This is a genomic window from Type-F symbiont of Plautia stali (assembly GCF_059731105.1).
Map to the genome: position 1 here is coordinate 134,273 of NZ_AP035910.1, position 25,718 is coordinate 159,990.

A 25,718-nucleotide genomic window follows, 5' to 3' on the forward strand; every position below is an offset into this window, starting at 1 on the left:
TGTCATGGCATTCGTTTATAGTAACGGGTCTGTCTGGTCAGCTTTTCGCTCTGATCAGATATCACGGCCCGCGTTCAGCACAGCATTGCGCGGGATGACTTCCGTCCTGAAGGCACTTCGTAGCCGTAAAGGAGAACCCAAAATCATGCGTCTTACGCCACCCTGAGTCTTACCCCTCCTCTGTCGCACTGAGCCTGCTCAGCTGCGCGCCCCTGAACATCCCGTCTGCGGATGGATCTTTTCGTATCTGAAAATTATTGCCCCTGCGGGCTGACTTTATTCAAAATCTGAGAAATTATTATGCTGCTGTCCTCGACGCGTAAGGACTGGCTGGGTAACGTCCGTGGTGACGTCCTTGCCGGTATTGTTGTCGCGCTCGCGCTTATTCCGGAAGCGATCGCTTTTTCCATCATTGCTGGTGTCGATCCCCAGGTCGGCCTCTATTCCGCCTTCTGTATTCCCATCGTCATGGCCTTCTTTGGTGGCCGCCCGGCGATGATCTCCTCCTCAACCGGTGCAATGGCACTGCTGATGGTCACGCTGGTTAAAGACCACGGACTGCAATATCTGCTTGCGGCCTCTGTGCTGACCGGCGTGTTCCAGCTGATAGCCGGATACCTCAAGCTCGGCAGCCTGATGCGCTACGTGTCGCGCTCAGTGGTGACCGGCTTTGTGAACGCTCTGGCGATACTGATATTTATGGCGCAGTTACCGGAGCTGACGCATGTCACCTGGCACGTCTATGCGCTCACGGCTGCCGGACTCGGCATTATTTATCTCTTCCCGTACCTGAATAAAACGATTCCTTCCCCCCTGGTCTGCATCATCGTGCTGACCGCTATCTCTGTCTGGCTGCACCTGGACGTTCGCACGGTGGGCGATATGGGTAAACTGCCTGACAGCCTGCCGGTGTTTCTCATTCCGGATATCCCGCTTAACCTTGAGACCCTGCTGATCATTCTGCCGTACTCGGCGGGGCTTGCTGTGGTAGGGCTTCTGGAATCCATGATGACCGCCACGATTGTGGATGACATGACCGACACAGCGAGTGACAAGAACCGCGAGTGCAAGGCACAGGGTATTGCTAATATCTGCACTTCGTTTATTGGCGGGATGGCGGGCTGCGCCATGATTGGCCAGTCGGTAATCAATGTTAAATCGGGTGGGCGGGGACGGCTTTCCACGCTTACGGCGGGCGTGGTGCTGCTGTTGATGGTGGTGTTCCTGCGCGACTGGGTGTCGCAGATACCTATGGCGGCGCTGGTTGCGGTGATGATTATGGTTTCCATCGGCACCTTTTCATGGCAATCCCTTGCGAACCTGCGCACCCACCCGCTTTCAAGCAGCGTCGTGATGCTGGCGACCGTGGCCGTGGTGGTCGCCACCCATAATCTGGCCTTTGGCGTGCTGACCGGGGTACTGATTGCATCACTGAACTTTGCCACTAAGGTGGCCCACTTTATGGCCGTTTCCTCTGCCGTGGAGGGCAATTCCCGCACCTATACCGTGAGCGGACAACTCTTCTTTGCCTCAGCTGACCGGTTTACCCGCTATTTCGATTTTCGCGAGAAGCTGGATCGTGTGGTGATCGACGTGACGCACGCCCATTTCTGGGATATCACCGCAGTCAATGCGCTGGACCGCATTGTGATTAAGTTTCGCCGTGAGGGCACCGATGTCGACATCAGGGGAATGAACGACGCGACCCGGACGCTGGTTGACCGGTTCGGCGTGCATGACAAACCTGAAGAGGTAAAGAAGCTGATGAGCGGCCACTAATTCATTGATGATTTATGGTGATACAGGATCGGCTTCCAGCCGTGTCATCACTTAAAAGCAGAATGCCGTGGCGATCACCACGGCATTGCGCGCATAGAACCCTTAACCTGATTCTCCAACAAGAGTTCAACGCGTGTACAGGCGTCACGTCCCGGAATATCGTAATGAGACAGGCCTCAGACTGTGCAGCTTCTGATTCAACGGCGCAGTTTCTGGTCTGTCAGATTCGCGGCGATTCAGACTTTGAAGGTCTCCACTACGACTCGCAAAGCATGGGCCTGCTCTGAGAGTGACTGCGAGGCGGAAGAGGACTCTTCTACCAGCGCGGCGTTGTTTTGTGTGACGCCATCCATCTGACTGACAGCAATGCTGACCTGGGAAATCCCCTGCATCTGTTCGGATGAAGCAAGAGAGATATTGTCCATGGCTTCAGCAAGCTCACTCACCATGCCCACGATTTTGAGGATATTCTGACCTGTTCCTGAGGCAACTTCTACGCCACTCTCTACCTGAGTTACAGCCTGTTCAATCAGGGTTTTGATGTCACGCGCGGCCGTTGCGCTTCGCTGCGCAAGCGTTCTGACCTCACCGGCGACAACAGCAAAGCCACGACCGTCCTCTCCCGCGCGTGCCGCTTCAACCGCAGCGTTGAGCGCCAGAATATTCGTCTGGAAAGCAATGCTTTCAATGACAGAGGTGATGTCGCGAACTTTCGTTGCGCTCACAGAAATCTCGTGCATGGTTTCAGACATGCGCTGAACGTCGGTTTCACCCGCGCGGGCAAGCTGTGCCGTTTCACGTGCAGACTCTGCCGTCTGCTGGGCACCGGCAGTGTTGCTTTTTACTGTAGCAGTCAGCTGCTCCATACTTGCTGCTGTTTCCTGCAGAGCGGCGGCCTGCTGCTCGGTTCGGGAAGAGAGTTCGGTATTGCCCTGCGAAATTTCATCAGCAGCCAGTGCAACTGACGCTGATGAATCTTTAATCTGTGAGACGAGTGCGCGAAGATTGGCCTGCATAGTATCAAGCGAGGCAAGCAGACTGGTTGTATCGTTGCGGCGTAATGTCACCTTTGTCGTCAGATCTCCGGCTGCAATTGTTGCAGCCAGTTCCTGCGCCTGAACCGGTTCTCCGCCCAGCTGACGCATCAGACTTCTGCTGACAACATAGCATCCGGTCACTGCTGTCAGCACAGAAAGCAGAACGAGAACGATCAGCGTATTTCTGGCCCGTGAAACGGTCGCACCCGTATCATTAACCGTTTCCAGGGTTTGCTGCTTCTGGATGTCTGTCAGCTGGGTGAGCAGGTTAAGCAGCTTGCGTTGTGCTGGCCGGGCCGTTTGCAACAGGTACGTAATGGTTTCCTGCTGGCGGTTTTCCAGTCCGAGTTTGCCCGCAGTCATGAGTGCATTCAGGGCTGTATTCTCTGACGCCACCACCTCCTGCAATATGTCTTTGCCACGCGCACTGACACTGTGAGTCATGCTTTCCACCAGTAACGCTCTTTCCTGCCTGTATTTTTTCTGTTGGGCTATCAGCCTTTCCCATTCTGGCTGCATTTCTTTGGGATCGCTCAGCAGCGCAAGGTTACGTGCCGCTATTGCCATATCGCGTATGTCACCCCGCATATCAAGCGCGAGAGAAAAGCGTTTCATTTTATTGTTAACGGCATCATTCATGCCGTTCTGGGCCTGCGTCAGTGCGTGTAATGCCACGCCCGCGCAAATGACCAAAAGGATAACAAGCAGACCAAATCCAGTGGCAAGACGTGTTGAAACCTTCATAATATTTTCCTGATGATAGTGTAATTATTTATTTCTATCGGCAGGGTGAGAAATGGCTGTATGGTTGTGTCAAATTAAATTTGACGCAACTGAATTTCAGCAATGTAATAACATCCGATAAGTTTTCAACCGTTCTGCATGTGTTCACGGGCCATGCTGACAGGGTACCCCCGTGCCGGGAATAACCGGTCCCGAAGAAACGGGTAGATCAATCAACATTTCACAGCAGGTAGTCTGAATGCAACCATCGACAGAGAAAAGCTCAGGTGAATTACAACCATCTGTTTTACTTGATAAACAACTCTGCTTTGAGATTTACGCCGCTTCACTTGCCATGACACGACTTTATCAGCCACACCTTAAAGCACTCGGGCTGACTTATCCTCAGTATCTGGTCATGCTGGTTTTGTGGGAAACTGATGGGCTGACCGTTAAAGAGATTTCCAGCCGAGTGCAGCTGGATTCAGGTACGCTCAGTCATCTGCTCAAACGGCTGGAGCAGTCTGGTTTTATTGTACGAAGCCGGAATGCGGCTGAAGATGAGAGGAAGGTGATTGTATCGCTGACGTCAGCAGGGTCTGCGCTGAAAAATCAGGCCATCATTGTTCCACATGAAGTGGTATCGGCAATAGGTCTCCCGTACGAAAAACTGTCAGCAATGAGAGAGGATATGGCTGTTCTGCGTAAACAGTTGCTGGCTGCTCTTTCTGAAAAAACAGGACGATAATGGAGGTGCTGGGGTAAGCAGGAGGTGTCTGGCAGCGTACGCTGGCAGGACTCCATTCTTATGTGTACCCCCTTACTCCCGCGTTCAGTCAACCCGCCTTTCTGCACGTAGCCAGATCACCCCAGACATCGCCTTTCAGCGTTTTCATCGATCCAGTCCTCTCCGTGAAAGAATGAGATCCCTGCTTTTCATCATGTCTCTTTCAGAGCACGCGCTGCAAGTGCACGCATGACTTGTTGCACACAGACGCTGCTGCTCTGCGGGGCCTGTCTCTTAGACAGCGGCTTACATACGCTTACATGCTGGAGGTTGAAAAAAGTTTTTTAGCTTTATCATTTCACTGGCTATCAGGTGCTTAAAGGGATAATCCCATCCAGCAATAGTAAAGGGTTTATAAATTGTTGGCGCTAAATTTAATTCTGCGCTATAAAGATTAAGCGGAGCGTGATTAGAGCCTTCTGCCAGGTAGAATCATTTTCGACTATATTTTACTTATATTAAAGTTATGATTTTATTGATTAAATAAATAATTCTTACAGAGTGAGTATTACGCCAACACCAGGGCGGGATGGGTAAAATGGACGAATCTTACTGGCCACAAAGAGCTGCTGAGACGTCAAAGAATGATTTTTACAGAACTTTTTCTTCACTATATTTTGCGCCTTCACCAGGGCGGGTGGACAGATGTTAACAAACCTCTCAGGCGACGAAAATCGCCGCAGTCGTGCCTTGCTGGCGCTCCGTCCCCTGATATTGTTTGCCAGTCGCAAAAAAAGATGTTGCTGTGTTATGGAGTCCGCTTTGCGCGAAAAGATGATATCCGTCTGACAGATACAAAGGGTCTTTCTTTACCTGTAACCACTTAGCAGCCGGAATGTCTGGATAGTTGCCCTGGACAGCGTTGCTGCAGTATCGGCAATGGTAAAGCGGTAAGAGTGATCCTTTATCAGGGGGCTGAGATCGGTACAGGCAATCAGAAGGGCCTCTGCCTCAAGCCTTTCCACTTCAGCGACTAACGCCTTCCATCCTGCCTGCACCTCAGCATCGTGGAAGCCTTTTGCTTTCACTTGCCCGATTAAAGCTGTGGTCATTTCACGAAGCCGCTGTGAATCAATCATCTCGCGGCCAGACGCTTTTATGCGTGCCTGATAGAAACCGGCTTCGAGGGTAGGTTCTGTCGCCAGTACTGCGATTCTGCTGGCTTCTGCGGGTAGCGACGCCAGGGCACTCTCTGCAATATGAAGAAGGGGAATATCACCACATGCCTTTTTCATTTCGGCGAAATAGCAGTGCGCAAGATTACAGGGAACGGCTATCAGGCTGACTCTGGCCTTAACGAGGTCGGCAATGCCCTCCTGCAGGGCGGTAACCATAGCGTGATCGTCAATGTCTCTGCCGGGCCAGAATGGGGTCGGCAAAGAAATGATATGCATTTTAGGAAAATCCAGATCATATTTTGCACCATAGCCCAGCTGGCACTCTGTCACCAGCATATCAATGAACGGGGCCGTAGAACGGGGTCCCATACCTGCAAGTACACCTATAGAAACCGTCACGCCAGCGTCTCCTTTCCTTAATCCTCTTTCCGGATCCCCGGACCTTTTTGAGTAATCAGCATCATTGAAGGGTGACATTTCCGTTATCTCTTTACCAGCGTTAACACACAGCAGGGTGATGGTGGATGACGGACTGCGCTGCCGCGCAGATTGCTCGTGGTGGCTAATTCGGCACACTCTCTCTATGATGACTTTTTTCCGACTCTCTGTCGGGAACGATCAACGACTCAGGGAAGTATCTTCGCGATGACCATGTTAAATGACCTCGATCTGCGTCAGCTGGAGGCCTTCTCGGCGGTAATTTCTGCGGGCAGCGTCACGGCGGCAGCCAAAGCACTGAACCGCTCGCAGCCCGCTGTTTCCCGTCTGATTCAGGAGCTGGAGCAGTCGCTGGGCTACCCCCTGTTTATCCGCAACGGCCCACGCATTCATCCCTCTGAAGAGGCGTTACAGCTGCATCAGTATGTGCAAAAAGCACTGCTCTCTTTGCAGCAGATCCGCTTACGCGCCCAGGAGATTGCGCATCAGCAGCATCGCCCGCTTAGTATTGCCGCGACCCCTGCGCTGGCGGCGGGATTACTGCCGCAGGCGCTGGCCGCACTGAACCTGCAGAACAAAGTCCAGATCATCAGTGAATCTGCCGTCCAGACGGCGCACGCGGTGATCACCGCAGAGGCTGACATCGGTTTATGCAGTCTGCCGCTGGAACATCACGCGGTTGAGCTGCACTGGATTGGACGGTCTCAGTGCGTCGTGGCCCTGCCGGAAGAGGATGAGCTGGCGGCGAACCGGGAGCTTTCGCTGAGCCAGCTGGCAGGCCGCCGGCTGATCGCTCCCTTCAGCCCGCAGCGCTTACGCGGACGCTATGAAAAAGCGCTGAAAAAGGTCAGAGCCCCGCTGCTGGAAACCATTGAAACCAACTCCTCGGCCAATATCCTGGGCTGCGTGCGGGCTGGATTAGGTGTGGCGATCCTCGAACCGGTAACGGGCTGGGGGATGCCGCTGGCCGGTGTGGCAATCCGCCCGATTCAGGAAGATATTCCTTACTTCTTTGGCGTCATCACCCCGCAGGGCCGCCAGATTTCCAGTGCGGCTCAGGCGCTGGTGGAAGCCCTGGCCGATGCCGCTGCACACCTGTTGCCGGGGTTTGAACGTCTGACAGCCAGTGAACATCCCCGCATCATGCGCATTATCAACCAGAATTAACACCGCCTCTCCCGGTCACCCGGCAGGGTGACCTCTCGTCCTGCCAAAATTAACAGATACCCGTCAGGGTTAGCCGGGCGCAGGCTTCTGAATAATCCCTGTAATTTCAATACTTATAACTTATGCGGCATAAGATATAAGAAATCCATTGGTCAATGGGTGAGCGTGCTTCTTGACTCCGATTTGGGGCAAGAGGAATATGCGAAAACTGAGTTCTTACTATGCGTTATGATGATTCTTATCCGCTTACTATGTGTTTTTAAGATAATAAAAAAGCAGGGTCATCGGCGCGTTTTAATCGTTTTCGCCCGCTATCCGGCGAACGCTGACACCAGGGAAATCTTTATATGACGTATGCCGCCAAAGGCCTTGCCGCGCTTGAAGCTCAGCTGCAGCAGGATCTGGAATGTCTGGAACTGCCCGCCAAATCCTGGGTGCCGGAGCGCACCTGGCAGGGGGCGCCGGTTCGCGATGTTGTGGTCATCGGTGCCGGTATGTGCGGTCTGGCTGCGCTCGCTAAATTACAGCTCACCGGCATCAGCAATGTGGTGGCGTATGACGCCGCACCGGCAGGGCGGGAAGGCCCCTGGGTGACCTTTGCACGCATGGAAACCCTGCGCTCGCCGAAAACGCTGCAGGGCCCGGCACTGGGTCTTGCGCCGCTGACCTTCCGCGCATGGTTTACGGCGCAGTGGGGCAAGGAAGCCTGGCAGGCGCTGGATAAAATTCCTAAAGCGCAGTGGATGGATTATCTGATCTGGTATCGCAGGGTGCTGAATCTGCCGGTGCAGAACAACGTGCGGGTCTGCACTATCGCACAGGCCGGAGATGTCATTGCGCTGGATCTGGACGGCGCCGAAACCGGCCGTGTTTACACACGCCGTCTGGTGCTGGCTACCGGACGTTCAGGACTGGGCGGGTTTGCCGTTCCGGATTTCCTGCAGGGTATTGATCGCCGGTTATGGGCACACTCCGCCGATGATATCGATTTTGCGGCGTTACAGGGCAAACGCGTGGCGGTGATTGGTGCAGGCGCGTCGTCGATGGATAACGCCGCCACCGCACTGGAGCAGGGTGCCGCAGCGGTCGATCTGCTGATCCGGCGCAAGGCGATGCCGCGTATCAACAAGATGACCGGCATCGGCAGCCAGGGGGTGATACACGGCATGCACTCTCTGCCGGATGCGTGGAAATGGAAGTTTGTCGACTACACCGCCGCGACACAAACGCCGCCGCCGCGCGCGTCAACCCTGCGCGTTTCCCGTCATGATAATGCGCGTTTCTTTCTCGACTGTGCCATTAACGCCGTCAGGCAGGAAGCAGAGGGCCTGGTGATTGAAACCACCCAGGGCGCACTGCGCTACGACTTCCTGATTGCTGCCACCGGCTTCACCAACGATTTCCACGGCCGGCCGGAGTTTGCTGCCATCGCGCCGCATATCCGCAGCTGGGCCGACGGCCGCTATCAGCCAGAGATGGGGCCAGCACGTCAGAACCTGCTGGACGCGCCGGATCTGGGGCCTTCCTTTGAGTTTCGCGAAGTGACGCCGGGGGCCTGCCCGATGCTGGCACACATCCACTGCTTTAACGATGCCGCGATGCTGACGCACGGCAAAGTCTCCGGCGATATCCCGGCCGTGAGTGCGGGGGCCGATCGTCTGGTGCGCGGCATAACGGCCTCGCTGTTTGCCGAGGATGTCGAACAGCACTTCGCCAGTTTACAGGCTTATGACACCCCTGAATTGCAGGGCGATGAATGGGTGGATTCAACCCCGCAACTAAAACAGGAGAACGCGTTGTGATCGACGTTATTGATCAGGCAGCCGGATTAACACCCGATGAGGCGTTGTATCAGACGCGCCGCCTGCGCCCCGAATTTGTTGAGGGTGCAGAAGCGTGCCGTCTGTCCGTGCTGGCACCCGAAGATGAACAGGGTTTACCGGCGGACCTGCGTCTGGCGCTGGCCCAGCGCATGGCACACCAGAACGACGATGCCGCGCTGCAACGGGATTACCAGGCTCAGCTGGCGGTGTTAAACCCGTCTGACGTGCTGCTGACCCTGGCCGCGGGCGGTGGGGTGAATGAAGAGCCGCTGGCAACGATTGTGCGCCATGCCGATCTGGTGACGCAGCAACCCATTCAGGCGACCGAACAGCATATCCGGCTGCTTGAGCAGGCCGGGTTAAGTAATCCGCAAATCGTCGCGCTCTCGGAACTGATCGCCTTTGTTAACTTCCAGACGCGCGTCGTGGCTGGCTTACGCCTGATGAGGTCCGCATGATTCCGTCAGTTAACCTCAAACCACTGCACTGGCATCCCTATATCACGCCGGTCGAGGTTGAACAGGCGACTCCGGCGCAGCTTGATGCGATGAAGGTGACGCCCTCCAACAAGAAAATCTCAGAGTACGTGCGCACGCTGGTGCACGATCCCGAAAGTTACACCGCCCGCACCGGCCTGTTCAACGCCATTATGTATGTTGAAGGGGGACTGGACCGCGCGGATCGTGAACTGGGCGCGCTCGGTGCATCCATCGTCAACGGTTGTCGCTATTGTGCGGTGGTGCATGCGCGCCGTCATGCCCAGCTGGCCGGGAATGACGCGGTGGTCAGTGCGGTCTACTTCGACAGGGCCGATGTATTAGGTGAACGCGACGCGGCGATCTATCACTTTGCCCGTCGTTTATCGGTCACGCCCTCTGAGGCGACGCCGGACGATGTGGCCGCTCTGCGCGCTGTCGGCATGAACGATCAGGAGATCATCGATCTCATCCACGCCATCGCCATCTTTGGCTGGGCCAACCGTCTGATGCATGTGCTCGGCCATGCTGACCTGAACAAATAAGGGCTGCACCGGATGTTAGAACTCAACAATATTACGCTCGCTTACGGCAGCAACCCGATTCTTAAAGGCGTCGACCTGTCGGTCAAACGTGGCGATGTGGTGTCGATCATTGGGCCAAGCGGCACCGGGAAAACCACGCTGCTGCGCTGCATCAACTATCTGGCGAAGCCCTCCGCGGGGACGATTCAGCTCGATCAGATCCGCATGGATTATCAGTCACCCGACAAAGCGGCGATTCAGGCGATCCGTTTGCGTACCGCCATGGTGTTTCAGCAGTTTAACGTCTTCAAGAACATGACGGTGCTGGAGAACGTGATGGACCCGCTGATCGTCATCCAGCGTAAAACCCGACAGCAGGCGCGCGACATCGCCGTGCAGGAGCTGGAGCGCGTAGGCCTGGGGGCGAAGCACCATCACTATCCGTCACAGCTGTCTGGCGGGCAGTTACAGCGTACCGGTATCGCCCGGGCGCTGGCAGTCCGTCCCGACGTGATGCTGTTTGATGAACCGACCTCATCGCTCGATCCCGAGCTGGTGGGGGAAGTGCTTAAAGTGATCAAAGATGTGGCGTCATCCGGCATTACCTCGCTGCTGGTGACGCATGAAATGCAGTTTGCGAAGAGCATTTCAAACCGCATCGTGTTTATGGATCAGGGTGTGGTGGCTGCGCAGGGGACGCCAGCAGAGATGTTTGATAACCCCACGCTGCCGCGCCTTGCCCAGTTCCTCAACTCAGAAAAAGTATTCTAATAAACACAGGAGTCAGAGACATGCCTGCAATCAAAACCACATTACGTCGCCTGGCCGCGCCTGGCATCATCGCACTGGCCCTGATCAGCGGTAACAGCTTTGCGGATGCCGTTCGCACCATTAAGATCGCTACCGCAGCAGAGTCCAAACCCCTGTCATGGGGCGCAATCGGCCATGAGCCACAGGGCTACGAGCCGGACGTGCTGAGAGCGATCAACGCGAAACTGCCACAGTATAAATTTGTGATGGAAGGCGCGGCGGATATCGCCCAGGAAACCGGCCTGGTGACCGGCAAATATGACATGGCGACGGGCGGATATTATAAAGCGCCTGCCCGCAGCAAACAGTTCCTGATCCCGGATGCACCGATCGGTGCCAGCCTGATGAAGATCTACAGTCGCAGCGACAGCAACATCAACGGCATGAAAGATCTGGTCGGTAAGAATATCGTGCCGGTGACCGCAGGCGGCGGCGTCTATAAGTTTGTCACCCAGTGGCAGCAGGATAACCCGAACGACAAAATCACCATCAAAGCGTCCAGCGCGGGTGTGCCTTACCCGGATCGCCTGAAAGAGGTGCAGAACGGGAAATATGACGCGCTGATCCTGCCGTCAAATCTGGGTGAGCAGACGGTCATCGACAACCAGAAGCTGGCGATCAAAGCCAGTGAGCCGGTGGTGATTAACAACACCTATGTGCTGATCCACCGCTCCGCTGAGAATCAGGCGCTGAGTGATGACATCGCTCAATCGTTGAAGGCGCTGAAAGCGGATGGCACGCTGGATAAGCTGGCGCAGAAGTGGTTTGGCGAAGACGTGACGAAGTACATGAAGTAACAGATTCACTGCGCCCGGTGTCAGATCGGGCGCAGGCTGTCCTTTTTAGCAGGAGTGTTTCACCGTGAATCTATCCTCCATGATCCCAGAACTGCTGTCGGCGCTGCCTCTGACGCTCGGCATCATGTTTGTGGCGATGATTATCGGGTTCTTTCTGGCGCTTATCGCCACGTTTTTCCGCGTGCGCCGTCTTCACGTGATCAGCCAGCTGGCCGATCTCTATGTCTCCTACGCGCGCAGCGTGCCCGTGGTGCTGCAGCTGTTTGTTGCCTTCTACGGCATGCCACTGATTACCGATAACTTCGGTTTTCGCGACTTTTTCACCGCCAACGTGGCGGCGATGATCGGCCTGAGCCTCTATCACGGAGGTTACCTGTCGGAAGTGATGCGCCCGGCCTATCTTGCGGTTGAGCGTGGTCAGCACGATGCCACCGACAGCCTGGGCTACAGCTTCCGTCAGAAAATGCTGCGTGTCATCGGCCCACAGGCGGTGCACTTTGCGCTGCCGGGCTACGGCAATGCCATTATCTATCTGATTCATAATGTGGCGCTGGTGATGTACATCGGTGCAGCTGATGTGATGGCAACCGCGCACCTGATTATGGAACGCGATTACAACCAGTATCAGTTCGGCACCTATCTGGTGCTGGCCGTGCTCTATTCACTGCTGTGCGGTGTGGCGTGGCTGGTTATCCGCTTCTTCGAACAACGTCATGCGAAGTACAGCGCTAAGTCTGCACCGCGCGTGAAGTTCACCACCAGCGTCTGAGCAGGGGAGAAAAACTATGTTTGATGCTGAGGTGTTACTGCCGGACTTCTGGAGCATTCTGGATGCGGTGCCGGTAACGCTGCTGATGGCAGTGACGATATTCATCTGTTCGACGCTGCTGGGCGGACTGTTTGCCTTTATTGAGTATCAGCGCATCCCGGTGCTGCGGCAGCTGGTCATCGCCTACAAAATTGCCTTCAAAGGTGTGCCGATGGTGGTGGTGATTTTCCTCGCCTACTACGGTCTGCCCCCGGCGCTGCACTTTGTCGCCACGCTGTCCGGAATAGCGGTCAATGCTCACTCGCTGCCGAACTGGGTCATCATCATTGTGGCGCTGAGTGCCTGCGTAGCGGCGTTCCAGGCTGAAGTGTGGAAAGGCGCGCTGAATTCGTTCGACAGCGGTCAGTCGGATGCCGCCTTATCGCTCGGCTACAGCGGCGGACAGCTGTTCCGTCGGGTGATGTTTCCACAGATCATCGTGGCGGCAATCCCCGACCTGGCGAATGCCTTTATGGTGATCATGAAAGCCCTGTCGCTGGCGTTTGCCATCGAAGTGGTGGATATTTTTGCTCAGGCCCAGTTAACGGCAGCCCTGAACTTCTACTATCTCGAAGCCTTCCTGATTGCGGCAGCGTTCTACATGGTGATTGCCTATGTGGTCACAAAAATTGCCGACAGGATCGAGGCCGCACTGCGCGTGCGCACCTGATGATTATTGCGTTGTCATGAAAGGGCCGCCCGGTGTGGCATATGCCGGGCGGCCAGAATTGGTTAAACGCGGGTTCGCCGATTTTAATCAAATGGGGCACTACGCAGGCCGGACCCTGGCCTTAGTGGGATGTCCGTCGCGGCCATCGTCATGCGTGTGATCAGGATCGGGCTCAATCAGCACGATAAAATCCTCTCCTTTTCCGTCGCGCGGCAAAGTAATTAAATCGCCTGCGCGGGGTTTCGCGTTAAAGTCATGCTCTTCTTCCACACCTGTATCTTCAAAAACCACCGTAATTTTCATTTTCGCGTCCTCTTTCTGATGAGCTGCGTCGTGACCTCAGTATTCGCTGACGCTGACCAGAATAAGAGTAGCGCATCCTGAAAATAGCCTGAGCGGCCTGCCCGTAACACACTATCCTTTGCAGAGGAGGTGACTATGTGTGGACGGTTTGCGCAGTACAGCAGCAGAGATGAATACTTTGACGCACTGGGGCTGACGCCCGATGAGGTCATTTACGATCCGGAACCGATAGGGCGCTACAACGTCGCGCCTGGAACAAACGTCCTGCTGCTCAATGAGCGGGAGGAGGCGATCCACTTTGACCCGGTCAACTGGGGTTATGGTCCGGAGTGGTGGCACAAGCAGCCACTCATTAACGCTCGCGGTGAGACGGCTGCCACAGGGCGTATGTTTAAACCTCTCTGGGAGCATGGACGCGCCATTGTTCCGGCAGATGGCTGGTTTGAGTGGAAGCGGGACGGCAAAGCAAAACAGCCCTATTTTATCTGCCACAAAAAGCAGGAGCCTCTGTTCTTTGCTGCGATTGGCAGGGCGCCTTACGGCAGGGATCACGGGCGCGAGGGGTTTGTCATCGTAACGGCCGCGAGCAATCAAGGCATGGTCGATATTCATGACCGTCGCCCGCTGGTTTTGCGTGCCGATGCAGTACGCGAATGGCTGAGTGCAGAAACCACGCCAGAACGTGCGCAGGAGATCGCACGTGACGCAGCCTTACCTGAGACGGCCTTTACCTGGCATCCTGTTACCCGCAAAGTCGGCAATATTCATAATCAGGGTAAATCCCTTATTGAGGCCATTGAACCTGACTCAGCTGGAAACGCAGACTGAATTGTTTTCCGGATTGCGTCCCGCGCCGCTGGCAGAAATTCAGTAAAATGTATTTTCATCGATTCGGGATTGCTCTTGATCCTCTGACAGATTGCCGCATTTTAAGGGAAGCGGTACTTTGCTGGCGCAGTTCATTTATCTGCTATTCATCACAACTGCTGGCCCGGAAACAGGAAACATTTACTGAAAATTCCAGCCTCACGATGTTGTCTCATTCCTGCTTTTTATTTTTTTGCCGCTTACGCTTTAATTCTGAAAAGCAGCCTGTGATTTTCTTCTTTTAGCGCCAGTTCTGCTGATTTTAGGGTGGCATCAGGCTCCTAAGATTATTTAACATGCTGATCAGGCAGCAGGTTATCTCTGTCCGGGTTGCGGCTAAGAATCGTCTTAAAAGCTTAATAGATAAACTATACAGTAAATTTCGACTTGGTACAGATATCAGGGTGAAGCTATTGCTTATAAAGACTATATATTTATTCTTAATCGAAACGGGAATAATCAGCGCGATTATTTCCTGAAGAAATTAATAATAAAAAGTTGTGTTTAAACACCATTCAAACCACGCTTGTTAAGTCCTTAACATTTAAAGTGAGAAAACATATGAACAAGCACAGAGGCGGATCGGGTAATTTCGCAGAAAATCCCCAGCGGGCTTCAGAAGCGGGACGGATTGGCGGAAAAGCCAGTAGTGGAAATTTTAAAAATAACCCTGAACGGGCTGTTGAAGCGGGACGTAAAGGGGGTTCAGTGAGCCGTCGCGGTAAAACTCAGGAAACCCGTGCCTGACTCCGCTGTTGCTGCACGGTATTCAAATCTATTTTGTCCGGAACTTTGTGCCGTGCAGAGTTCATTTTCTCCCGTCCTATTCAGGAGTACACAATGCAATACACAAAAACGGTGAAAGGGCTGCTGGCTGTCTCAGCAGTGGTGACCCTGTTCTGCAGTGCCAGCGTGCAGGCTCAGACGCAGACGAACACTCCGCAAAGCGGTAATCCCTCCTCCTCCGCATCGAACGGAAAACTCAGCGCAGGCGACCAGAAAGCGGTTAAAGAGATGGCGCAGGCCAATATCAATGAAATTGCCGCCGCAAAAATCGCGCTCAGTAAGTCGCAAAGCGCTGACGTTAAGGCCTTCGCTCAGAAGATGGTTGCCGATCACGGCGCGGCCCTGACCAAAGTGCAGACGGTCGCTCAGCAAAAAGGGGTCGCGCTACCCACTGAGCCGGATGCCACCCATAAGGCGATGGCCCTGGAACTGGAAAAGCAGAGCGGCGGGGCATTTGACAAAATGTATATGGAAAATGCCGGCCTGAAAGACCATAAAATGGTGCTGTCAACGCTGGAAAGTGATGCTAAGACGATAAAAGATCCGGATGTAAAAGCGCTGGCCGACGCGCATACCCCGGTTGTCGAGCAGCATCTGAAATCTGCCCAACAGATGTCGCAGTAACCGGTTCAGGGTTATTGAATAAACAGCGTGCCGGGTGGGCAGGGCGTCCGGAAGGACGCCATTTGTCGCGATGTACCGGCCGGACAAGACGCTGTCTGTAACTCCTGATACGCCCCTCATCCAGCTTCCTCTCTGAAGCACAGATGATTAAAAGAAAGACGCAAAGTCGTTTGACACCTCAGCCTACCTACTAGTAGATTCATTGCAGGCCCGGCGCGATTAACGGGTTCATCGTTCTGTCAGAGGCAAAACGTGAAGGATGACGCGCGGATGAGCGTTGACGTTAATTTCTGCAATGTTGAGTACGTTAATGAATAAATCTTCTCTTTCTGACCGTCAGAAATTAGCGCGTCTGGCGATAATCGCTGTCATACCGTTACTGTTGATTGCGCTCTTACTGTGGGCGGGTGGCTGGCTGGACAGGTCGCGGCTGACATCGGATAAGCTGGTCACGGCTTTAGAAAAGTCGGGCGGCAGGCATCCAGGCTTTCGCCGCAATCATGCTAAAGGCGTCTGTATTCTGGGCGACTTTTCGTCAAACGGTAACGCCAGTGCCCTGTCGCGCGCCGCGCTCTTCGCGCCAGGGGTGACGCCTGTGGTGGGTCGTCTGGCGATTGCAGGCGGCAATCCCCATGCGCCTGACTATACGGTGCCGGTGCGCAGCATGGCGCTGGCCTTTTATCAGAAAAATGGTGAACAGTGGCGAACCGGCATGAATGCGATGCCGTTCTTTCCGGTCCAGAGCGTAGAGGGTTTTTACGATCTGCAGGTCGCGACGCTGCCGGATGCCCGAACGGGTAAACCCGATCCCGCTAAAGTTCAGGCTTTTGTGCAGCAGCACCCGGAGATCAAACGCTTTTTTGGCTGGGCAAAGCAGGCAGTGCCTTCTTCCAGCTGGATTAGCGATCGCTTTAACAGCCTGAACGCTTTTAATTTTATCGATGCCGCAGGCCATTCCCATCTGGTGCGCTGGAGTATGGTGCCGCACGCTGACTATCAGCCAATAGCGGTAAAAGAGAAGGGGGACGCTGACTTCTTACGGAACGATTTGCAGCAGCGACTGGCACAGGGGCCGCAGCAGTGGGACCTGATCATCACCGAGGCGGATGCAGGGGATAAAGGCAATGATGCGTCGGTGGCGTGGCCAGACGACCGCAGGAAGATCACTGCCGGAACCCTCACCATCCATACGATGACGGCTCAGCAGGATGGCGCGTGTAACGACATCAATTACGATCCGCTGATTTTACCGGATGGCATTGCAGCCTCGGATGACCCGCTTCTGAATGCGCGTTCATCTGCGTATGCCAAATCTTATAATGCTCGCACCCACGAACAGGCCTGGGCTCACTGATGAAACAGAAAAACACTTTTCACCCGGCACTGCGCATCATTCACTGGCTGATGGCCGCGGCCATCATGGCAATGCTGTTTATGGGTGTCGCCATGGTCTCCACGGTGTCGTCATGGCACAGCCTGCTGGTGGCCATACATAAACCGCTGGGTCTGATGATTCTGTTACTGGTGATTGTGCGGCTCTGGCTGCGCTTCACCACCGCCAAACCTGCGCTGCCAGCCACGCTACCGGGCTGGCAGAAGGGGTTAGCGCATCTGTCCCACTGGGCGCTGTATGCCATGATGCTGGCTCAGCCACTCATCGGCTGGGCGATGCAGTCGGCCGCTGGTTATCCCATTACCCTGGGTGACCGGGTGCTGCCGGCCATTTTTCCTGTCAGCAACGACGCCTATGCTCTGCTGCGGCCACTTCACAGCTGGGTTGCTTTGGCCCTTTTCCTGACGGTGATGTTGCATCTTGCCGCAGCCCTGTTCCATGGGTTGATACTCCGTGATGGGGTGTTCAGCAGTATGGCTGGCCTGAGTAAGCGTAAAGGAGGCGCGCCAGGCTCGCTTGACAACCCGCATGGCGGTCAGTAGGTTCAGGGCCGTTTACCGATTTGCCGTTAATTGATCTCAACTGCCGGAGCATGCATGAGTACCGAACGTTCACAGAAAGCCGAAGAGATAATGCACCATACCCGAATGCTGCTCACCTCCGGCGGATATAACAGCTTCAGCTATGCCGACCTGGCTGAGCGGGTAAAAATCCGCAAATCCAGTATTCATCACCATTTCCCCGCCAAAGCGGATCTGGTGCAGGCGGTGGTGAGTGATTATCGTCAGCAGGCACAGACAGGCATGTCGGCAATCAGTCAGCACTTCGCCGGAGACGCCCTGGGGGAAATTAACAGCTATGTGAACTTCTGGGCCACCTGCATAAAAGAGAACAACTCGCCTTTCTGTATCTGTGTGATGCTGGCTGTGGAGTTACCGGTTTTACCTGAAGAGGTCGCTCAGGAAGTGACCGGACATTTCAGCGATCTCACGGAATGGCTGACCGCCGTGCTCGACAGGGGAAATAAGAGCCACGTGTTTTGCCTGCAGGAAAGTGCAGCAGCAGAAGCGAAATCGGTTATGGCGACGGTACATGGTGCGATTATTGCTGCACGCGCTTTTAATAAGCCCGATATATTTTTGCAAATTGTCGAACCGGTAATAAAACGATTACTGAAAAATCACTAAGCGAGTCCGGGTAAATAGCCGCTTTTGCGGCACCTGTTACTATTTTCCAGCTTTCAATTAAATTCAGCGCGCTGCTGCTGAATTTTATTGCGGGCCATCCGGAAGAACGGTTAATTATCCCCGGTAATTACATTATCCGGAATCTCTGCCATGCATCCGCTGGCGGATCAGTTCGCTTTTGTCTCAGCAAACACGAGGAAGTTATTTATGACGACAGTTCGTGCTCTGCCATCATTACCTGTTCTCTCTTCATTCTGTTTTAGAATGAGTAACCAGCCTGACTCCATTGCAGCCGGTTTTCAGACGCAGTTGCAGAATCAGGTCCGGCTTTCACTGGCTCAAAAGGTCCCGCTGCCCGCCGGGCAAAAGATAGCAATCGCTGCCACTCCTCAGCGTACGCACATTGATGCCCTTCTTGCGCAACTGCTGGCGGACAGAAAGCGAGTCTCAGAGGCCGTCTGTCATGCGGATGAGCATCGTGAATCTGCTTCATTGCCGTGCCAGCTGATGAATAAAAATGAACTCGCGTTGAGATGTGACGCTGACGTTTATTCACTAATCCCGGACGTGCCGTTTGTCTGCCCGCCACTTTATCCGCCAGGGAGTGTGAGCCCGTTAACGCCGATTGTTATCTGGACTGCGCCTGAGATCGTCCGGTTCCCTGCTTTGATTACCAGAGGAGGGCCTTTGCGAATAAGCAGTGTTCGTCTGATAAACAAAGCCGGTTATCGCCGGAGAGAAATTAGCGAAAACGACCTGAATGATATTGCCCCGTCTCACTGAAACGCCTGGCTCTGAGTCAGTCAGCGCCTGTGAAAGTATTTACCTTCATATCAAACCGGAGAGTTATTATGCAGACCCCTCAACCATCTATTACGCACGCCCAGAACCAATGGCTTCAGTCTTATTACTATATCCGTGCGACCGCATCTGTTATCTGGATTTTACTCGCGGTGTTGATTGGTAAAAATCATCCCGGCATCGGAGCCGTTCTCTTTATTCTCTATCCGGCCTGGGATGCCCTGGCAAATTATTTAGATGCCAGTAAGTCAGGCGGATTAGCGGTAAATCCACCGCAGAAATTTAACCTGATTGTGAGCCTGATTGTCGCGGCGGCGATTATCTGGTCACTCTCCGTCAGCATAAATGCGACCATTAAAGTCTTTGGTATCTGGGCAATATTTTCGGGCCTGCTTCAGCTTTCGGCGTCCCTCCGCCGCTGGAACTCTTCCAATGGGCAGTGGGCGATGATTTTAAGTGGTGCGCAATCTGCGCTGGCGGGCATTTTTATGTTCAGGCAGGCGAGCAGTGATATGCATCTGGATGTCACCACGGTTGCCCCCTACGCGGCGTTTGGCGTCTTCTATTTCCTGATTTCCGCCATCACGCTGACCCTTAAAAATGGTCGCAGGCGTAAAGTGACGGTGTAAACACCTGACGCCGTCATGCGCTGTCAGTCGGGTTTCGGGGCCAGCATCGTTTCTGCAAGATCAAGCAGGGCACGCAGCCGGTCCATATGACGGAGGTCCTGATGATAGCCTGCCCAGATATCCCTTGAAGGCGGCATATCTGGCGTGGCTATGCGCTGCAGGCCAGGCGTGGCGTCCCCCAGTGGCTGTGGCAGCACGGCGACGCCCATCCCGCGCAGGCACATCTGTGCCTGAACAGCCCGGCTGGTGCTTTTGAATGCCGGGGCCGACTGCGGAAACCGTTCCAGAAGCCAGGAAACGTCAGGAAAGTGTGACTGTGCGCTGTTCATCAGGATCAGCCCCACCGAAGAGGGGGCGCTTAACAGCGCCTCCGCCTTCTCTGGCGTCCCGTAAAGGGCATAAGGCACGCTCATCAGACGTCGCTGAACGATGTCGGGATCGGTAAAAGGCACAATTCGAAATGCGACGTCGGCATCGCGGCGCGACAGATCGAGCAGGCGAAAGCTGGCGATCACCTCCGGCACGATCGCCGGATGACGGCGCGTCAGTTCGCTCAGAACCGGTGCCAGCACGTAGTTAGTAAACCACTCTGCCGCTGAGATACGTAAAATCCCTTCAAGGCGTTCATGATTTCCGGCCAGGCGTCGCTCCATCGCCAGCGCCGAATTTTCCATCGCTTCGGCCAGTTTCATCACGCCGTCACCGGCATCGGTCAGCACCAGGCCATCCTGTGTCCGGCGAAACAGTGCCTGCTGCGCCTCATCCTCCAGGGCCTTTATGCGGCGTCCTACCGTCGGATGACTCACGCCCAGACTCAGGGCCGCTTTCCCGTAAGAGCCGTTACGCATGACGGCTAGAAATACCTGAACATCACTCCACTCCACAGCCGCGCCCCTCCGTACAAAAATGAACATCGAATATACAAAAGTGTCAGTTCTCAAACAACTTTGAAGGTATCAACATAGCTTTTATCGGGTCGCCGCAGGCGTCTTTATCAGGAAGCTAACTATGAAGAGATTAAAAGACAAAGTCGCTCTTGTTACCGGTGGTTCAAAAGGTATCGGAGCCGCAATAGCCCGTCAGCTGGCCGCCGAGGGGGCGAAAGTGGTTGTCAGTTACCTCTCAGACAGAGAGGGGGCTGAGCAGGTGGTGGCCGCTATCGACGCGGCCGCGGGTGAGGCGCTGGCTGTGGCGGCCGATGTCACCAGCCAGGCCGGCGTTGAAGCTCTGGTCAGCACCACGCTCGCGCATTACGGACAGCTGGATATTGTGGTGAACAACGCCGGTGTTTATCAGTTCGCTGCCATTGAGGAGAGCACCGAAGCGCTCTATCGCCGCCAGTTCGACATCAATGTTCTGGGGCCGTTGTTAGTCACCGCGGCGGCCGTCCCTTACATGGGAAGGGGAGGCAGCATCATCAACATCAGTTCGTTTGTCACCCGCGTCTTCATCGCCGAAAGCGCCATCTACAGCGGGGCTAAAGGCGCGATAGATGCCATCACAGGGGTTCTTTCAAAAGAGCTCGGCCCGCGCGGCATCCGGGTAAATGCGGTCAATCCCGGTCTGATCGAAACAGAAGGAAGTCACAGCGCTGGCGCAATGAATTCAGCGTTTCAGACGTGGAATGAAGCGCAGACGCCGCTCGGCCGTATCGGTCAGGTGGACGATGTTGCACCGATCGTCTCTTTTCTCGCTTCAGAGGAAGCGGGCTGGATAAACGGTGAAGTGATACTGGCCTCCGGCGGTATGCGCTGATTGTCGCGCCGCTGGGCTGACAGAGGCGACACGCCCCTTCCGATCCCTTGCTTCATGTCCCTGACGGGGGACGTTTCCATTTTCTAAGGAGTGATTAATGTCCATACATCACATCCCGCAGGCCGAGCCACGTCGCTGGGCCATGTTTATCATTTTACTTGTCGGCGCTTTCCTGCCGCCGCTCGATTTCTTTATCGTCAACGTGGCACTGCCCGCGATTCAGCATGAACTGGGTACGTCATCCTCGGCGGAGCAGCTGGTGATCTCCTCCTATGCCGCGGTGTATGCGGTGACGCTGATTACCGGAGGGCGTCTGGGTGATATTTATGGTCGTGGAAAGATGTTCTTTCTGGGGCTGATCGGTTTTGCCGCTGCCTCTGTGCTGTGTGGTTTTGCCTGGTCACCCTGGGTTCTGATTGCCGGACGCCTAATGCAGGGGGTGACAGCCGCCATTATGGCCCCGCAGGCGCTGGCTTCCGTTCAGGCTATTTTTCCTGAAGCGGAGAGACCGCTGGCGCTGAGTATTTATGGTGCCGTGTTTGGGCTGGCTTCTGTTATCGGGCAGGTGCTGGGGGGCATTCTGATTCAGGCCGATCTGTTTCATCTCGGATGGCGGGCAATTTTTCTGGTTAACCTGCCGGTAGCGTTACTGGTTGTTCTTTTTGGCCTGCCGCTGCTGAAGGATACGCGGGCACCCTCCGCTCAGCGACTCGATCCTGTTGGCACACTGCTGGCAACGCTGACGCTGAGTGCGCTGATTGTTCCGCTGATTGAAGGCCGGGAGGCAGGGTGGCCCTGGTGGACGTGGCTGCTCTTTGTGACGGTCCCGCTGCTGGCCTCAGCATTATGGCGTTATGAGCATCGCCTCAGCCTGAAGGGCGGAACGCCACTGCTGAATCCGACTGTGCTGCGCGCGCCGGGCCTGGGGCAGGGACTGGTCATCGTTCTGCTGTTCTATTCGATTGGGACCTTCTTTCTGTTGTTTTCAGTTTATCTGCAGGGCGCGCTGCACCTGAACGCGCTGACAGCAGGCACGCTTTTTCTGCCCTTTGGTCTGGGATTTCTGATCGGGCCATTGCTCACCCCTTACCTGAGACGCTTTGTCGGCAACCTGCTCAGCGCCATCGGGATGGGATGCGAGACCGCGGGACTGGCGGGGCTGGCATGGCTGATCGCCACGACGCAGACAGGCCACTCTCCCGCCATGCTGCCGCTCGCGGCGCTCCTTTTTCTGACGGGGCTGGGTCAGGGGCTGGCCATGCCAACGCTGGTGCGGATGGTGACAGGCCAGGTTGCGGCGCCGTTTTCAGGGATGATTGCGGGCGTCACCAGCGCCGCGTTACAAATCAGCACGGCGCTCAGCGTGGCCGTCATCGGCGGACTTTTCTACAGCCTGCTCGGCAGTGATAAAAGTGCAGCCGGGATTTCGCAGGCGTTTATCGTTGCGCTTTTGACGATGGCCGGATGCCTGGCAGTGGGGGCAGGGCTGAGTATCCGCTTAATCCGCCGCACCTCCGGGCGCACGGACGTCTCAGCCAGCGTTTCCCTTTCATCCCGCCGTCGCGGAACCGGTTAGTCATCCGTCGAGCGCGTAACCGTTTCCCAGCGGTCGATCTCCTCACTGAGTGCCGTCAGCTTCTGGCGCACTAAGTCCAGGGCATCACTGCCCAGCAACAGATGAGCGGGTGGATTGTGGCTTTCAATCAGCGCCAGTATGGCCCGGGCAGCCTTTGCGGGGTTGCCGCGTTGCTTTCCGCTCTTTTCTTCCCGGGCCTGACGGATGGGGTCGAATAATGCGTCATAGTCCGGGATCGTGCGCGCGCTTCTTACCATCGAACGCCCCGCCCAGTCTGTGCGGAATGAGCCGGGGGCCACAGCGGTAACCGCGATATTAAAGGGTGCCAGTTCCTTGCCTAAGGTTTCTGAAATGCCCTCTAATGCAAACTTGCTGCCGCAGTAGTAGCTGATGCCGGGCAGGGTGATAAAACCGCCCATCGAGGTGATGTTAATGATATGGCCGCGACGGCGCTGACGCATGCCCGGCAGCAGAGCCTTGATCATCGCGACCGCGCCAAAGACATTAACGTCAAACTGGCGGCGCATCTCTTCCAGAGAAGACTCCTCCATGATGCCTTCGTGGCCGTAACCTGCGTTGTTTACCAGCACATCAACTTCACCGAGGGCAGATTCAATCTCCCTGACCACCTCATCAATACGCTCAGCCTCTGTCACATCCAGCAGACGGCCTGCCGCACGCGCAGGATCCAGCGCCTCAAATGCCTCCAGCGCGGCACGGTTACGCACCGTGCCGATGACCCGATGCCCGGCCCTGAGTGCCTCCTGTGCCAGAGCAAGACCAAACCCGCTGCTGACACCTGTGATTAAGATTGTTTTTGCCGTTGTCATAATCAGAACCTCCATGAATTGTCGGAATTGCATGGTATTCTCTGTGGAGCCGGATTTTCAGGCCCTTTCTTCTCGTTTTCTTGCCTGATCTTATGAGGTGCAGCGATGTCCGACATGATCACCCTGATAAAAGCTCTTGCCCCGCAGGAGGGCTACAACCTGACCGCGTTATCGGGTGTGCGCATTTTGCGGTCCGATCGCCCGCTGGCCAGAACGCCGGTGCTGTATGATCCCGGGATCGTGATTGTCTGTCAGGGCAGCAAGCGCGGTTATTTTGGCCAGCAGACTTACATCTATGATGAACAGCACTATCTGGCGGTGTCCGTGCCGGTTCCGTTTACGATGGAAACCGACGCGTCAGCAGCGCATCCCCTGCTGGCCATATATCTGCATCTGGATTTTCAGCTGGCCGCTGAGCTTATGTTGCAGATCAATCAGCATGAGGCGCTGCACCCTGCGACCGCGCCACAGAGTATGATCTCCAGCCCGATGGATGAGCCGGTGAGGTCAGCTGTGGAGGGGTTGCTTAAGGTCCTGAACAATCCGCTTGAAGCTGAGATTCTTGGCCAGGCGCGGTTGCGGGAGCTCTATTTCCGCGTACTGACCGGTGCGCAGGGTAATGCCATGCGAGCCGCGCTGGCGTTACAGGGGCAGTTCAGCAGGATAGGAAAAGTATTGCAGCGCATCCATGCCACCTATGCAGAATCCGTGACGCTGACTGAGCTGGCTCATGAAGCGGGCATGAGCGTGCCGACCTTTCATCTTCATTTTAAAGCGATCACCCGCTTGCCACCGATGCAGTATGTGAAATCGGTGCGCCTCCACCAGGCGCGAATGCTGATGGTTCGTCAGCAGATGACCGCGGCCTCGGCCAGCTTCGCCGTGGGCTATGAGAGCCCTTCGCAGTTCAATCGTGAATTTAAACGCTTGTTTGGTCTGCCTCCGGCAGAGGAGATCAAACGCATGCAGAAACACTTTGCTGTTCCGCCTGCGCAGGACGCCTCAGTTTTCGTTTCTTCACACTGACGCCGGGCTGACACTATTTTCTGGCCACAATCCGCATTTCCACCAGCGCATTCTCCGGAATGAATTCCGACACGCCGATCGCAGACCATGCCGGATAGGGGGCCTTGATATAGGCATCTTTCACGCTGGAAAACACGGCGATATGTTTTTTCAGGTCGATATGAAAAGTGGTCATCTCCACAATGTTGTCATAGGTTAAACCGGCAGCGTTCAGGTAGACGCCCAGCTTATAAAACGCATCATGAAATTGCTCGCCAGGATCTGTGCTTATCGGTTTGTCCTTACGCGCAGCGGTAACCCCTGAGAGATAGAATGTGCCATCGGATTCGATAACCGGAGAGAAGTGCCAGTCATGGTAATAGTGTTTAAAGTCTTCAGGGACGATGGGTTTTTTCATGATCTCTCACGCTGATGAGCTTAATGGTTCAGGTCTGTTCTGCATCCCGATCTCTGCTCAGAGGTCAAATCCGCTCAGACCGGCTTAATCACCAGGTTAGCGCAAATGCAGGTTGCCGTCAGCTACACTCAGAATTCTTAATCCGCAAAAGGAAGAGATCATGAAAAAGTCACAGATGGCCCTGCTATCACTGCTGGTGGTTCTGCCGGTGACGGCCATGGCGCAGAAAGCAGAGATGAAAATGACGCACGATATGCCTGACTCCGCCGCATCAAAAGAGTACATGGCGGGCATGCAGAAGATGCATCACAACATGATGGCGGCAATGAAAGAGCAGGATCCTGACAGGGCCTTTGCCAGCGGCATGGCCGAGCATCACAAAGGAGCGATTGCCATGGCTGAAACGGAGCTGAAATATGGTAAAGATCCTGAAATGAGAAAGATGGCGCAGGAGATTATCAAAGCGCAGAAGGGTGAAATCGAACAGCTGGAAAAATGGCTGCAGAAATAATGGCTGCGATGGCGTGAAGCGCATTCACGTGATGATCTTCACAACGTTACCGCCAGAGAGGCTTGCTGCCGTTGCT

At 55.0% G+C, this 25,718-nt stretch carries 27 protein-coding genes and 1 pseudogene; 22 read left to right on the forward strand and 6 right to left on the reverse strand.

The features are described from left to right. The first annotated feature begins 300 nt into the window (after positions 1-300). Positions 301-1,779: a SulP family inorganic anion transporter gene (locus AC6I7A_RS20105; RefSeq protein WP_058957108.1), complete on the forward strand. Its 1,479-nt coding sequence runs from the start codon at positions 301-303 to the stop codon at positions 1,777-1,779. A gap of 236 nt (positions 1,780-2,015) precedes the next feature. On the opposite strand, the gene AC6I7A_RS20110 is transcribed toward AC6I7A_RS20105, so the two are convergent. Continuing rightward, on the reverse strand, positions 2,016-3,560 hold the full coding sequence (locus AC6I7A_RS20110) for a methyl-accepting chemotaxis protein (RefSeq protein WP_058957109.1): 1,545 nt from the start codon (positions 3,558-3,560) through the stop codon (positions 2,016-2,018). A gap of 238 nt (positions 3,561-3,798) precedes the next feature. On the opposite strand from AC6I7A_RS20110, the gene AC6I7A_RS20115 reads away from it, so the two are divergent. Then, positions 3,799-4,287 carry a MarR family winged helix-turn-helix transcriptional regulator gene (locus AC6I7A_RS20115; RefSeq protein WP_058957110.1) on the forward strand — a complete coding sequence of 163 codons (489 nt, stop codon included), beginning with the start codon at positions 3,799-3,801 and terminating at the stop codon, positions 4,285-4,287. Between the two features lie 848 nt (positions 4,288-5,135). Here the strand turns inward: AC6I7A_RS20115 and AC6I7A_RS20120 are convergent. Beyond that, positions 5,136-5,843 (reverse strand): aspartate/glutamate racemase family protein, encoded by a 708-nt coding sequence (locus AC6I7A_RS20120; protein WP_082668179.1) that lies wholly within the window; start codon positions 5,841-5,843, stop codon positions 5,136-5,138. A gap of 246 nt (positions 5,844-6,089) precedes the next feature. Here AC6I7A_RS20120 and AC6I7A_RS20125 point away from each other — a divergent pair, with 246 nt between their 5' ends. The 8 genes from AC6I7A_RS20125 to AC6I7A_RS20160 all read left to right on the forward strand — a co-directional run bounded on the left by AC6I7A_RS20125 (position 6,090) and on the right by AC6I7A_RS20160 (position 12,957). Beyond that, positions 6,090-7,049, forward strand: a complete 960-nt coding sequence (locus AC6I7A_RS20125; protein WP_058957111.1) for a LysR family transcriptional regulator — start codon at positions 6,090-6,092, stop codon at positions 7,047-7,049. A 347-nt stretch (positions 7,050-7,396) separates the two neighbouring features. Next, the gene (locus AC6I7A_RS20130; RefSeq protein WP_058957113.1) at positions 7,397-8,851 is read left to right on the forward strand and encodes an NAD(P)-binding domain-containing protein; all 1,455 of its coding nucleotides are present in this window, start codon (positions 7,397-7,399) and stop codon (positions 8,849-8,851) included. After that, positions 8,848-9,330 carry a CMD domain-containing protein gene (locus AC6I7A_RS20135; RefSeq protein WP_058957114.1) on the forward strand — a complete coding sequence of 161 codons (483 nt, stop codon included), beginning with the start codon at positions 8,848-8,850 and terminating at the stop codon, positions 9,328-9,330. Before AC6I7A_RS20130 ends, AC6I7A_RS20135 begins: the two co-directional genes overlap by 4 nt. Further along, on the forward strand, positions 9,327-9,893 hold the full coding sequence (locus AC6I7A_RS20140) for a peroxidase-related enzyme (protein WP_046102724.1): 567 nt from the start codon (positions 9,327-9,329) through the stop codon (positions 9,891-9,893). The genes AC6I7A_RS20135 and AC6I7A_RS20140 overlap by 4 nt, the downstream gene beginning before the upstream one ends. Positions 9,894-9,905: 12 nt before the next feature. Further along, complete coding sequence (locus AC6I7A_RS20145; protein ID WP_009092882.1) at positions 9,906-10,643, forward strand: amino acid ABC transporter ATP-binding protein; 738 nt, start codon at positions 9,906-9,908, stop codon at positions 10,641-10,643. Positions 10,644-10,663: 20 nt separating this feature from the next. Further along, entirely contained in the window at positions 10,664-11,479 is an 816-nt protein-coding gene (locus tag AC6I7A_RS20150; protein ID WP_058957115.1) for a transporter substrate-binding domain-containing protein, read from the forward strand. Positions 11,480-11,543: 64 nt separating this feature from the next. Next, positions 11,544-12,248 carry an amino acid ABC transporter permease gene (locus tag AC6I7A_RS20155; RefSeq protein ID WP_058957116.1) on the forward strand — a complete coding sequence of 235 codons (705 nt, stop codon included), beginning with the start codon at positions 11,544-11,546 and terminating at the stop codon, positions 12,246-12,248. A 16-nt stretch (positions 12,249-12,264) separates the two neighbouring features. After that, the gene (locus AC6I7A_RS20160; protein ID WP_058957117.1) at positions 12,265-12,957 is read left to right on the forward strand and encodes an amino acid ABC transporter permease; all 693 of its coding nucleotides are present in this window, start codon (positions 12,265-12,267) and stop codon (positions 12,955-12,957) included. A gap of 99 nt (positions 12,958-13,056) precedes the next feature. On the opposite strand, the gene AC6I7A_RS20165 is transcribed toward AC6I7A_RS20160, so the two are convergent. Then, entirely contained in the window at positions 13,057-13,260 is a 204-nt protein-coding gene (locus AC6I7A_RS20165) for a hypothetical protein (protein ID WP_058957118.1), read from the reverse strand. Between the two features lie 135 nt (positions 13,261-13,395). On the opposite strand from AC6I7A_RS20165, the gene AC6I7A_RS20170 reads away from it, so the two are divergent. The 8 genes from AC6I7A_RS20170 (at position 13,396) to AC6I7A_RS20205 (ending at position 19,547) form a co-directional block, all read left to right on the forward strand. After that, positions 13,396-14,088, forward strand: coding sequence for an SOS response-associated peptidase family protein (locus AC6I7A_RS20170; RefSeq protein WP_058957119.1), 693 nt, complete (start codon positions 13,396-13,398; stop codon positions 14,086-14,088). A 600-nt stretch (positions 14,089-14,688) separates the two neighbouring features. Further along, positions 14,689-14,874 carry a con-10 family general stress protein gene (locus AC6I7A_RS20175; RefSeq protein WP_072215481.1) on the forward strand — a complete coding sequence of 62 codons (186 nt, stop codon included), beginning with the start codon at positions 14,689-14,691 and terminating at the stop codon, positions 14,872-14,874. Positions 14,875-14,967: 93 nt separating this feature from the next. Then, on the forward strand, positions 14,968-15,537 hold the full coding sequence (locus AC6I7A_RS20180) for a DUF4142 domain-containing protein (protein ID WP_058957121.1): 570 nt from the start codon (positions 14,968-14,970) through the stop codon (positions 15,535-15,537). A 310-nt stretch (positions 15,538-15,847) separates the two neighbouring features. Next, positions 15,848-16,891: a catalase family peroxidase gene (locus tag AC6I7A_RS20185; RefSeq protein ID WP_058957122.1), complete on the forward strand. Its 1,044-nt coding sequence runs from the start codon at positions 15,848-15,850 to the stop codon at positions 16,889-16,891. Continuing rightward, complete coding sequence (locus AC6I7A_RS20190; protein ID WP_058957123.1) at positions 16,891-17,472, forward strand: cytochrome b; 582 nt, start codon at positions 16,891-16,893, stop codon at positions 17,470-17,472. Before AC6I7A_RS20185 ends, AC6I7A_RS20190 begins: the two co-directional genes overlap by 1 nt. Before the next feature lie 54 nt (positions 17,473-17,526). Next, positions 17,527-18,117, forward strand: coding sequence for a TetR/AcrR family transcriptional regulator (locus AC6I7A_RS20195; protein ID WP_058957124.1), 591 nt, complete (start codon positions 17,527-17,529; stop codon positions 18,115-18,117). 207 nt (positions 18,118-18,324) lie between these two features. Next, positions 18,325-18,900: a hypothetical protein gene (locus AC6I7A_RS20200; RefSeq protein ID WP_153009187.1), complete on the forward strand. Its 576-nt coding sequence runs from the start codon at positions 18,325-18,327 to the stop codon at positions 18,898-18,900. Between the two features lie 29 nt (positions 18,901-18,929). After that, positions 18,930-19,547 carry a DUF308 domain-containing protein gene (locus AC6I7A_RS20205; RefSeq protein WP_498004975.1) on the forward strand — a complete coding sequence of 206 codons (618 nt, stop codon included), beginning with the start codon at positions 18,930-18,932 and terminating at the stop codon, positions 19,545-19,547. Positions 19,548-19,570: 23 nt separating this feature from the next. Here the strand turns inward: AC6I7A_RS20205 and AC6I7A_RS20210 are convergent, their stop codons facing one another. Beyond that, a complete protein-coding gene (locus AC6I7A_RS20210; protein WP_058957126.1) occupies positions 19,571-20,431 on the reverse strand; it encodes a LysR family transcriptional regulator in 861 nt (286 codons plus the stop codon). A gap of 124 nt (positions 20,432-20,555) precedes the next feature. On the opposite strand from AC6I7A_RS20210, the gene AC6I7A_RS20215 reads away from it, so the two are divergent. Both AC6I7A_RS20215 and AC6I7A_RS20220 read left to right on the forward strand, forming a co-directional pair. Continuing rightward, entirely contained in the window at positions 20,556-21,302 is a 747-nt protein-coding gene (locus AC6I7A_RS20215) for an SDR family NAD(P)-dependent oxidoreductase (RefSeq protein WP_058957127.1), read from the forward strand. A 97-nt stretch (positions 21,303-21,399) separates the two neighbouring features. Next, entirely contained in the window at positions 21,400-22,878 is a 1,479-nt protein-coding gene (locus AC6I7A_RS20220; protein WP_058957128.1) for an MFS transporter, read from the forward strand. Here the strand turns inward: AC6I7A_RS20220 and AC6I7A_RS20225 are convergent. Beyond that, positions 22,875-23,708 carry an oxidoreductase gene (locus tag AC6I7A_RS20225; protein WP_058957155.1) on the reverse strand — a complete coding sequence of 278 codons (834 nt, stop codon included), beginning with the start codon at positions 23,706-23,708 and terminating at the stop codon, positions 22,875-22,877. The two genes, AC6I7A_RS20220 and AC6I7A_RS20225, sit on opposite strands and share 4 nt — an antisense overlap. A 105-nt stretch (positions 23,709-23,813) precedes the next feature. Here AC6I7A_RS20225 and AC6I7A_RS20230 point away from each other — a divergent pair, with 105 nt between their 5' ends. Then, positions 23,814-24,734 (forward strand): AraC family transcriptional regulator, encoded by a 921-nt coding sequence (locus AC6I7A_RS20230; RefSeq protein ID WP_058957129.1) that lies wholly within the window; start codon positions 23,814-23,816, stop codon positions 24,732-24,734. 13 nt (positions 24,735-24,747) lie between these two features. On the opposite strand, the gene AC6I7A_RS20235 is transcribed toward AC6I7A_RS20230, so the two are convergent. Then, the gene (locus tag AC6I7A_RS20235) at positions 24,748-25,131 is read right to left on the reverse strand and encodes a Rid family hydrolase (RefSeq protein ID WP_058957130.1); all 384 of its coding nucleotides are present in this window, start codon (positions 25,129-25,131) and stop codon (positions 24,748-24,750) included. Between the two features lie 226 nt (positions 25,132-25,357). On the opposite strand from AC6I7A_RS20235, the pseudogene copM reads away from it, so the two are divergent. Beyond that, positions 25,358-25,642: pseudogene (gene copM / locus AC6I7A_RS20240) on the forward strand (CopM family metallochaperone); the annotation flags it as partial. Positions 25,643-25,718: the final 76 nt, after the last annotated feature.

Excerpts from the sequence above, each read along its gene's own strand:
- AC6I7A_RS20105 (WP_058957108.1), top strand. The coding sequence starts at position 301 with ATGCTGCTGTCCTCGACGCGTAAGGACTGGCTGGGTAACGTCCGTGGT.
- AC6I7A_RS20110 (WP_058957109.1), bottom strand. The coding sequence starts at position 3,560 with ATGAAGGTTTCAACACGTCTTGCCACTGGATTTGGTCTGCTTGTTATC.
- AC6I7A_RS20115 (WP_058957110.1), top strand. The coding sequence starts at position 3,799 with ATGCAACCATCGACAGAGAAAAGCTCAGGTGAATTACAACCATCTGTT.
- AC6I7A_RS20125 (WP_058957111.1), top strand. The coding sequence starts at position 6,090 with ATGACCATGTTAAATGACCTCGATCTGCGTCAGCTGGAGGCCTTCTCG.
- AC6I7A_RS20130 (WP_058957113.1), top strand. The coding sequence starts at position 7,397 with ATGACGTATGCCGCCAAAGGCCTTGCCGCGCTTGAAGCTCAGCTGCAG.
- AC6I7A_RS20140 (WP_046102724.1), top strand. The coding sequence starts at position 9,327 with ATGATTCCGTCAGTTAACCTCAAACCACTGCACTGGCATCCCTATATC.
- AC6I7A_RS20145 (WP_009092882.1), top strand. The coding sequence starts at position 9,906 with ATGTTAGAACTCAACAATATTACGCTCGCTTACGGCAGCAACCCGATT.
- AC6I7A_RS20150 (WP_058957115.1), top strand. The coding sequence starts at position 10,664 with ATGCCTGCAATCAAAACCACATTACGTCGCCTGGCCGCGCCTGGCATC.
- AC6I7A_RS20160 (WP_058957117.1), top strand. The coding sequence starts at position 12,265 with ATGTTTGATGCTGAGGTGTTACTGCCGGACTTCTGGAGCATTCTGGAT.
- AC6I7A_RS20165 (WP_058957118.1), bottom strand. The coding sequence starts at position 13,260 with ATGAAAATTACGGTGGTTTTTGAAGATACAGGTGTGGAAGAAGAGCAT.
- AC6I7A_RS20170 (WP_058957119.1), top strand. The coding sequence starts at position 13,396 with ATGTGTGGACGGTTTGCGCAGTACAGCAGCAGAGATGAATACTTTGAC.
- AC6I7A_RS20175 (WP_072215481.1), top strand. The coding sequence starts at position 14,689 with ATGAACAAGCACAGAGGCGGATCGGGTAATTTCGCAGAAAATCCCCAG.
- AC6I7A_RS20180 (WP_058957121.1), top strand. The coding sequence starts at position 14,968 with ATGCAATACACAAAAACGGTGAAAGGGCTGCTGGCTGTCTCAGCAGTG.
- AC6I7A_RS20185 (WP_058957122.1), top strand. The coding sequence starts at position 15,848 with ATGAATAAATCTTCTCTTTCTGACCGTCAGAAATTAGCGCGTCTGGCG.
- AC6I7A_RS20190 (WP_058957123.1), top strand. The coding sequence starts at position 16,891 with ATGAAACAGAAAAACACTTTTCACCCGGCACTGCGCATCATTCACTGG.
- AC6I7A_RS20195 (WP_058957124.1), top strand. The coding sequence starts at position 17,527 with ATGAGTACCGAACGTTCACAGAAAGCCGAAGAGATAATGCACCATACC.
- AC6I7A_RS20200 (WP_153009187.1), top strand. The coding sequence starts at position 18,325 with ATGACGACAGTTCGTGCTCTGCCATCATTACCTGTTCTCTCTTCATTC.
- AC6I7A_RS20215 (WP_058957127.1), top strand. The coding sequence starts at position 20,556 with ATGAAGAGATTAAAAGACAAAGTCGCTCTTGTTACCGGTGGTTCAAAA.
- AC6I7A_RS20220 (WP_058957128.1), top strand. The coding sequence starts at position 21,400 with ATGTCCATACATCACATCCCGCAGGCCGAGCCACGTCGCTGGGCCATG.
- AC6I7A_RS20225 (WP_058957155.1), bottom strand. The coding sequence starts at position 23,708 with ATGACAACGGCAAAAACAATCTTAATCACAGGTGTCAGCAGCGGGTTT.
- AC6I7A_RS20230 (WP_058957129.1), top strand. The coding sequence starts at position 23,814 with ATGTCCGACATGATCACCCTGATAAAAGCTCTTGCCCCGCAGGAGGGC.
- AC6I7A_RS20235 (WP_058957130.1), bottom strand. The coding sequence starts at position 25,131 with ATGAAAAAACCCATCGTCCCTGAAGACTTTAAACACTATTACCATGAC.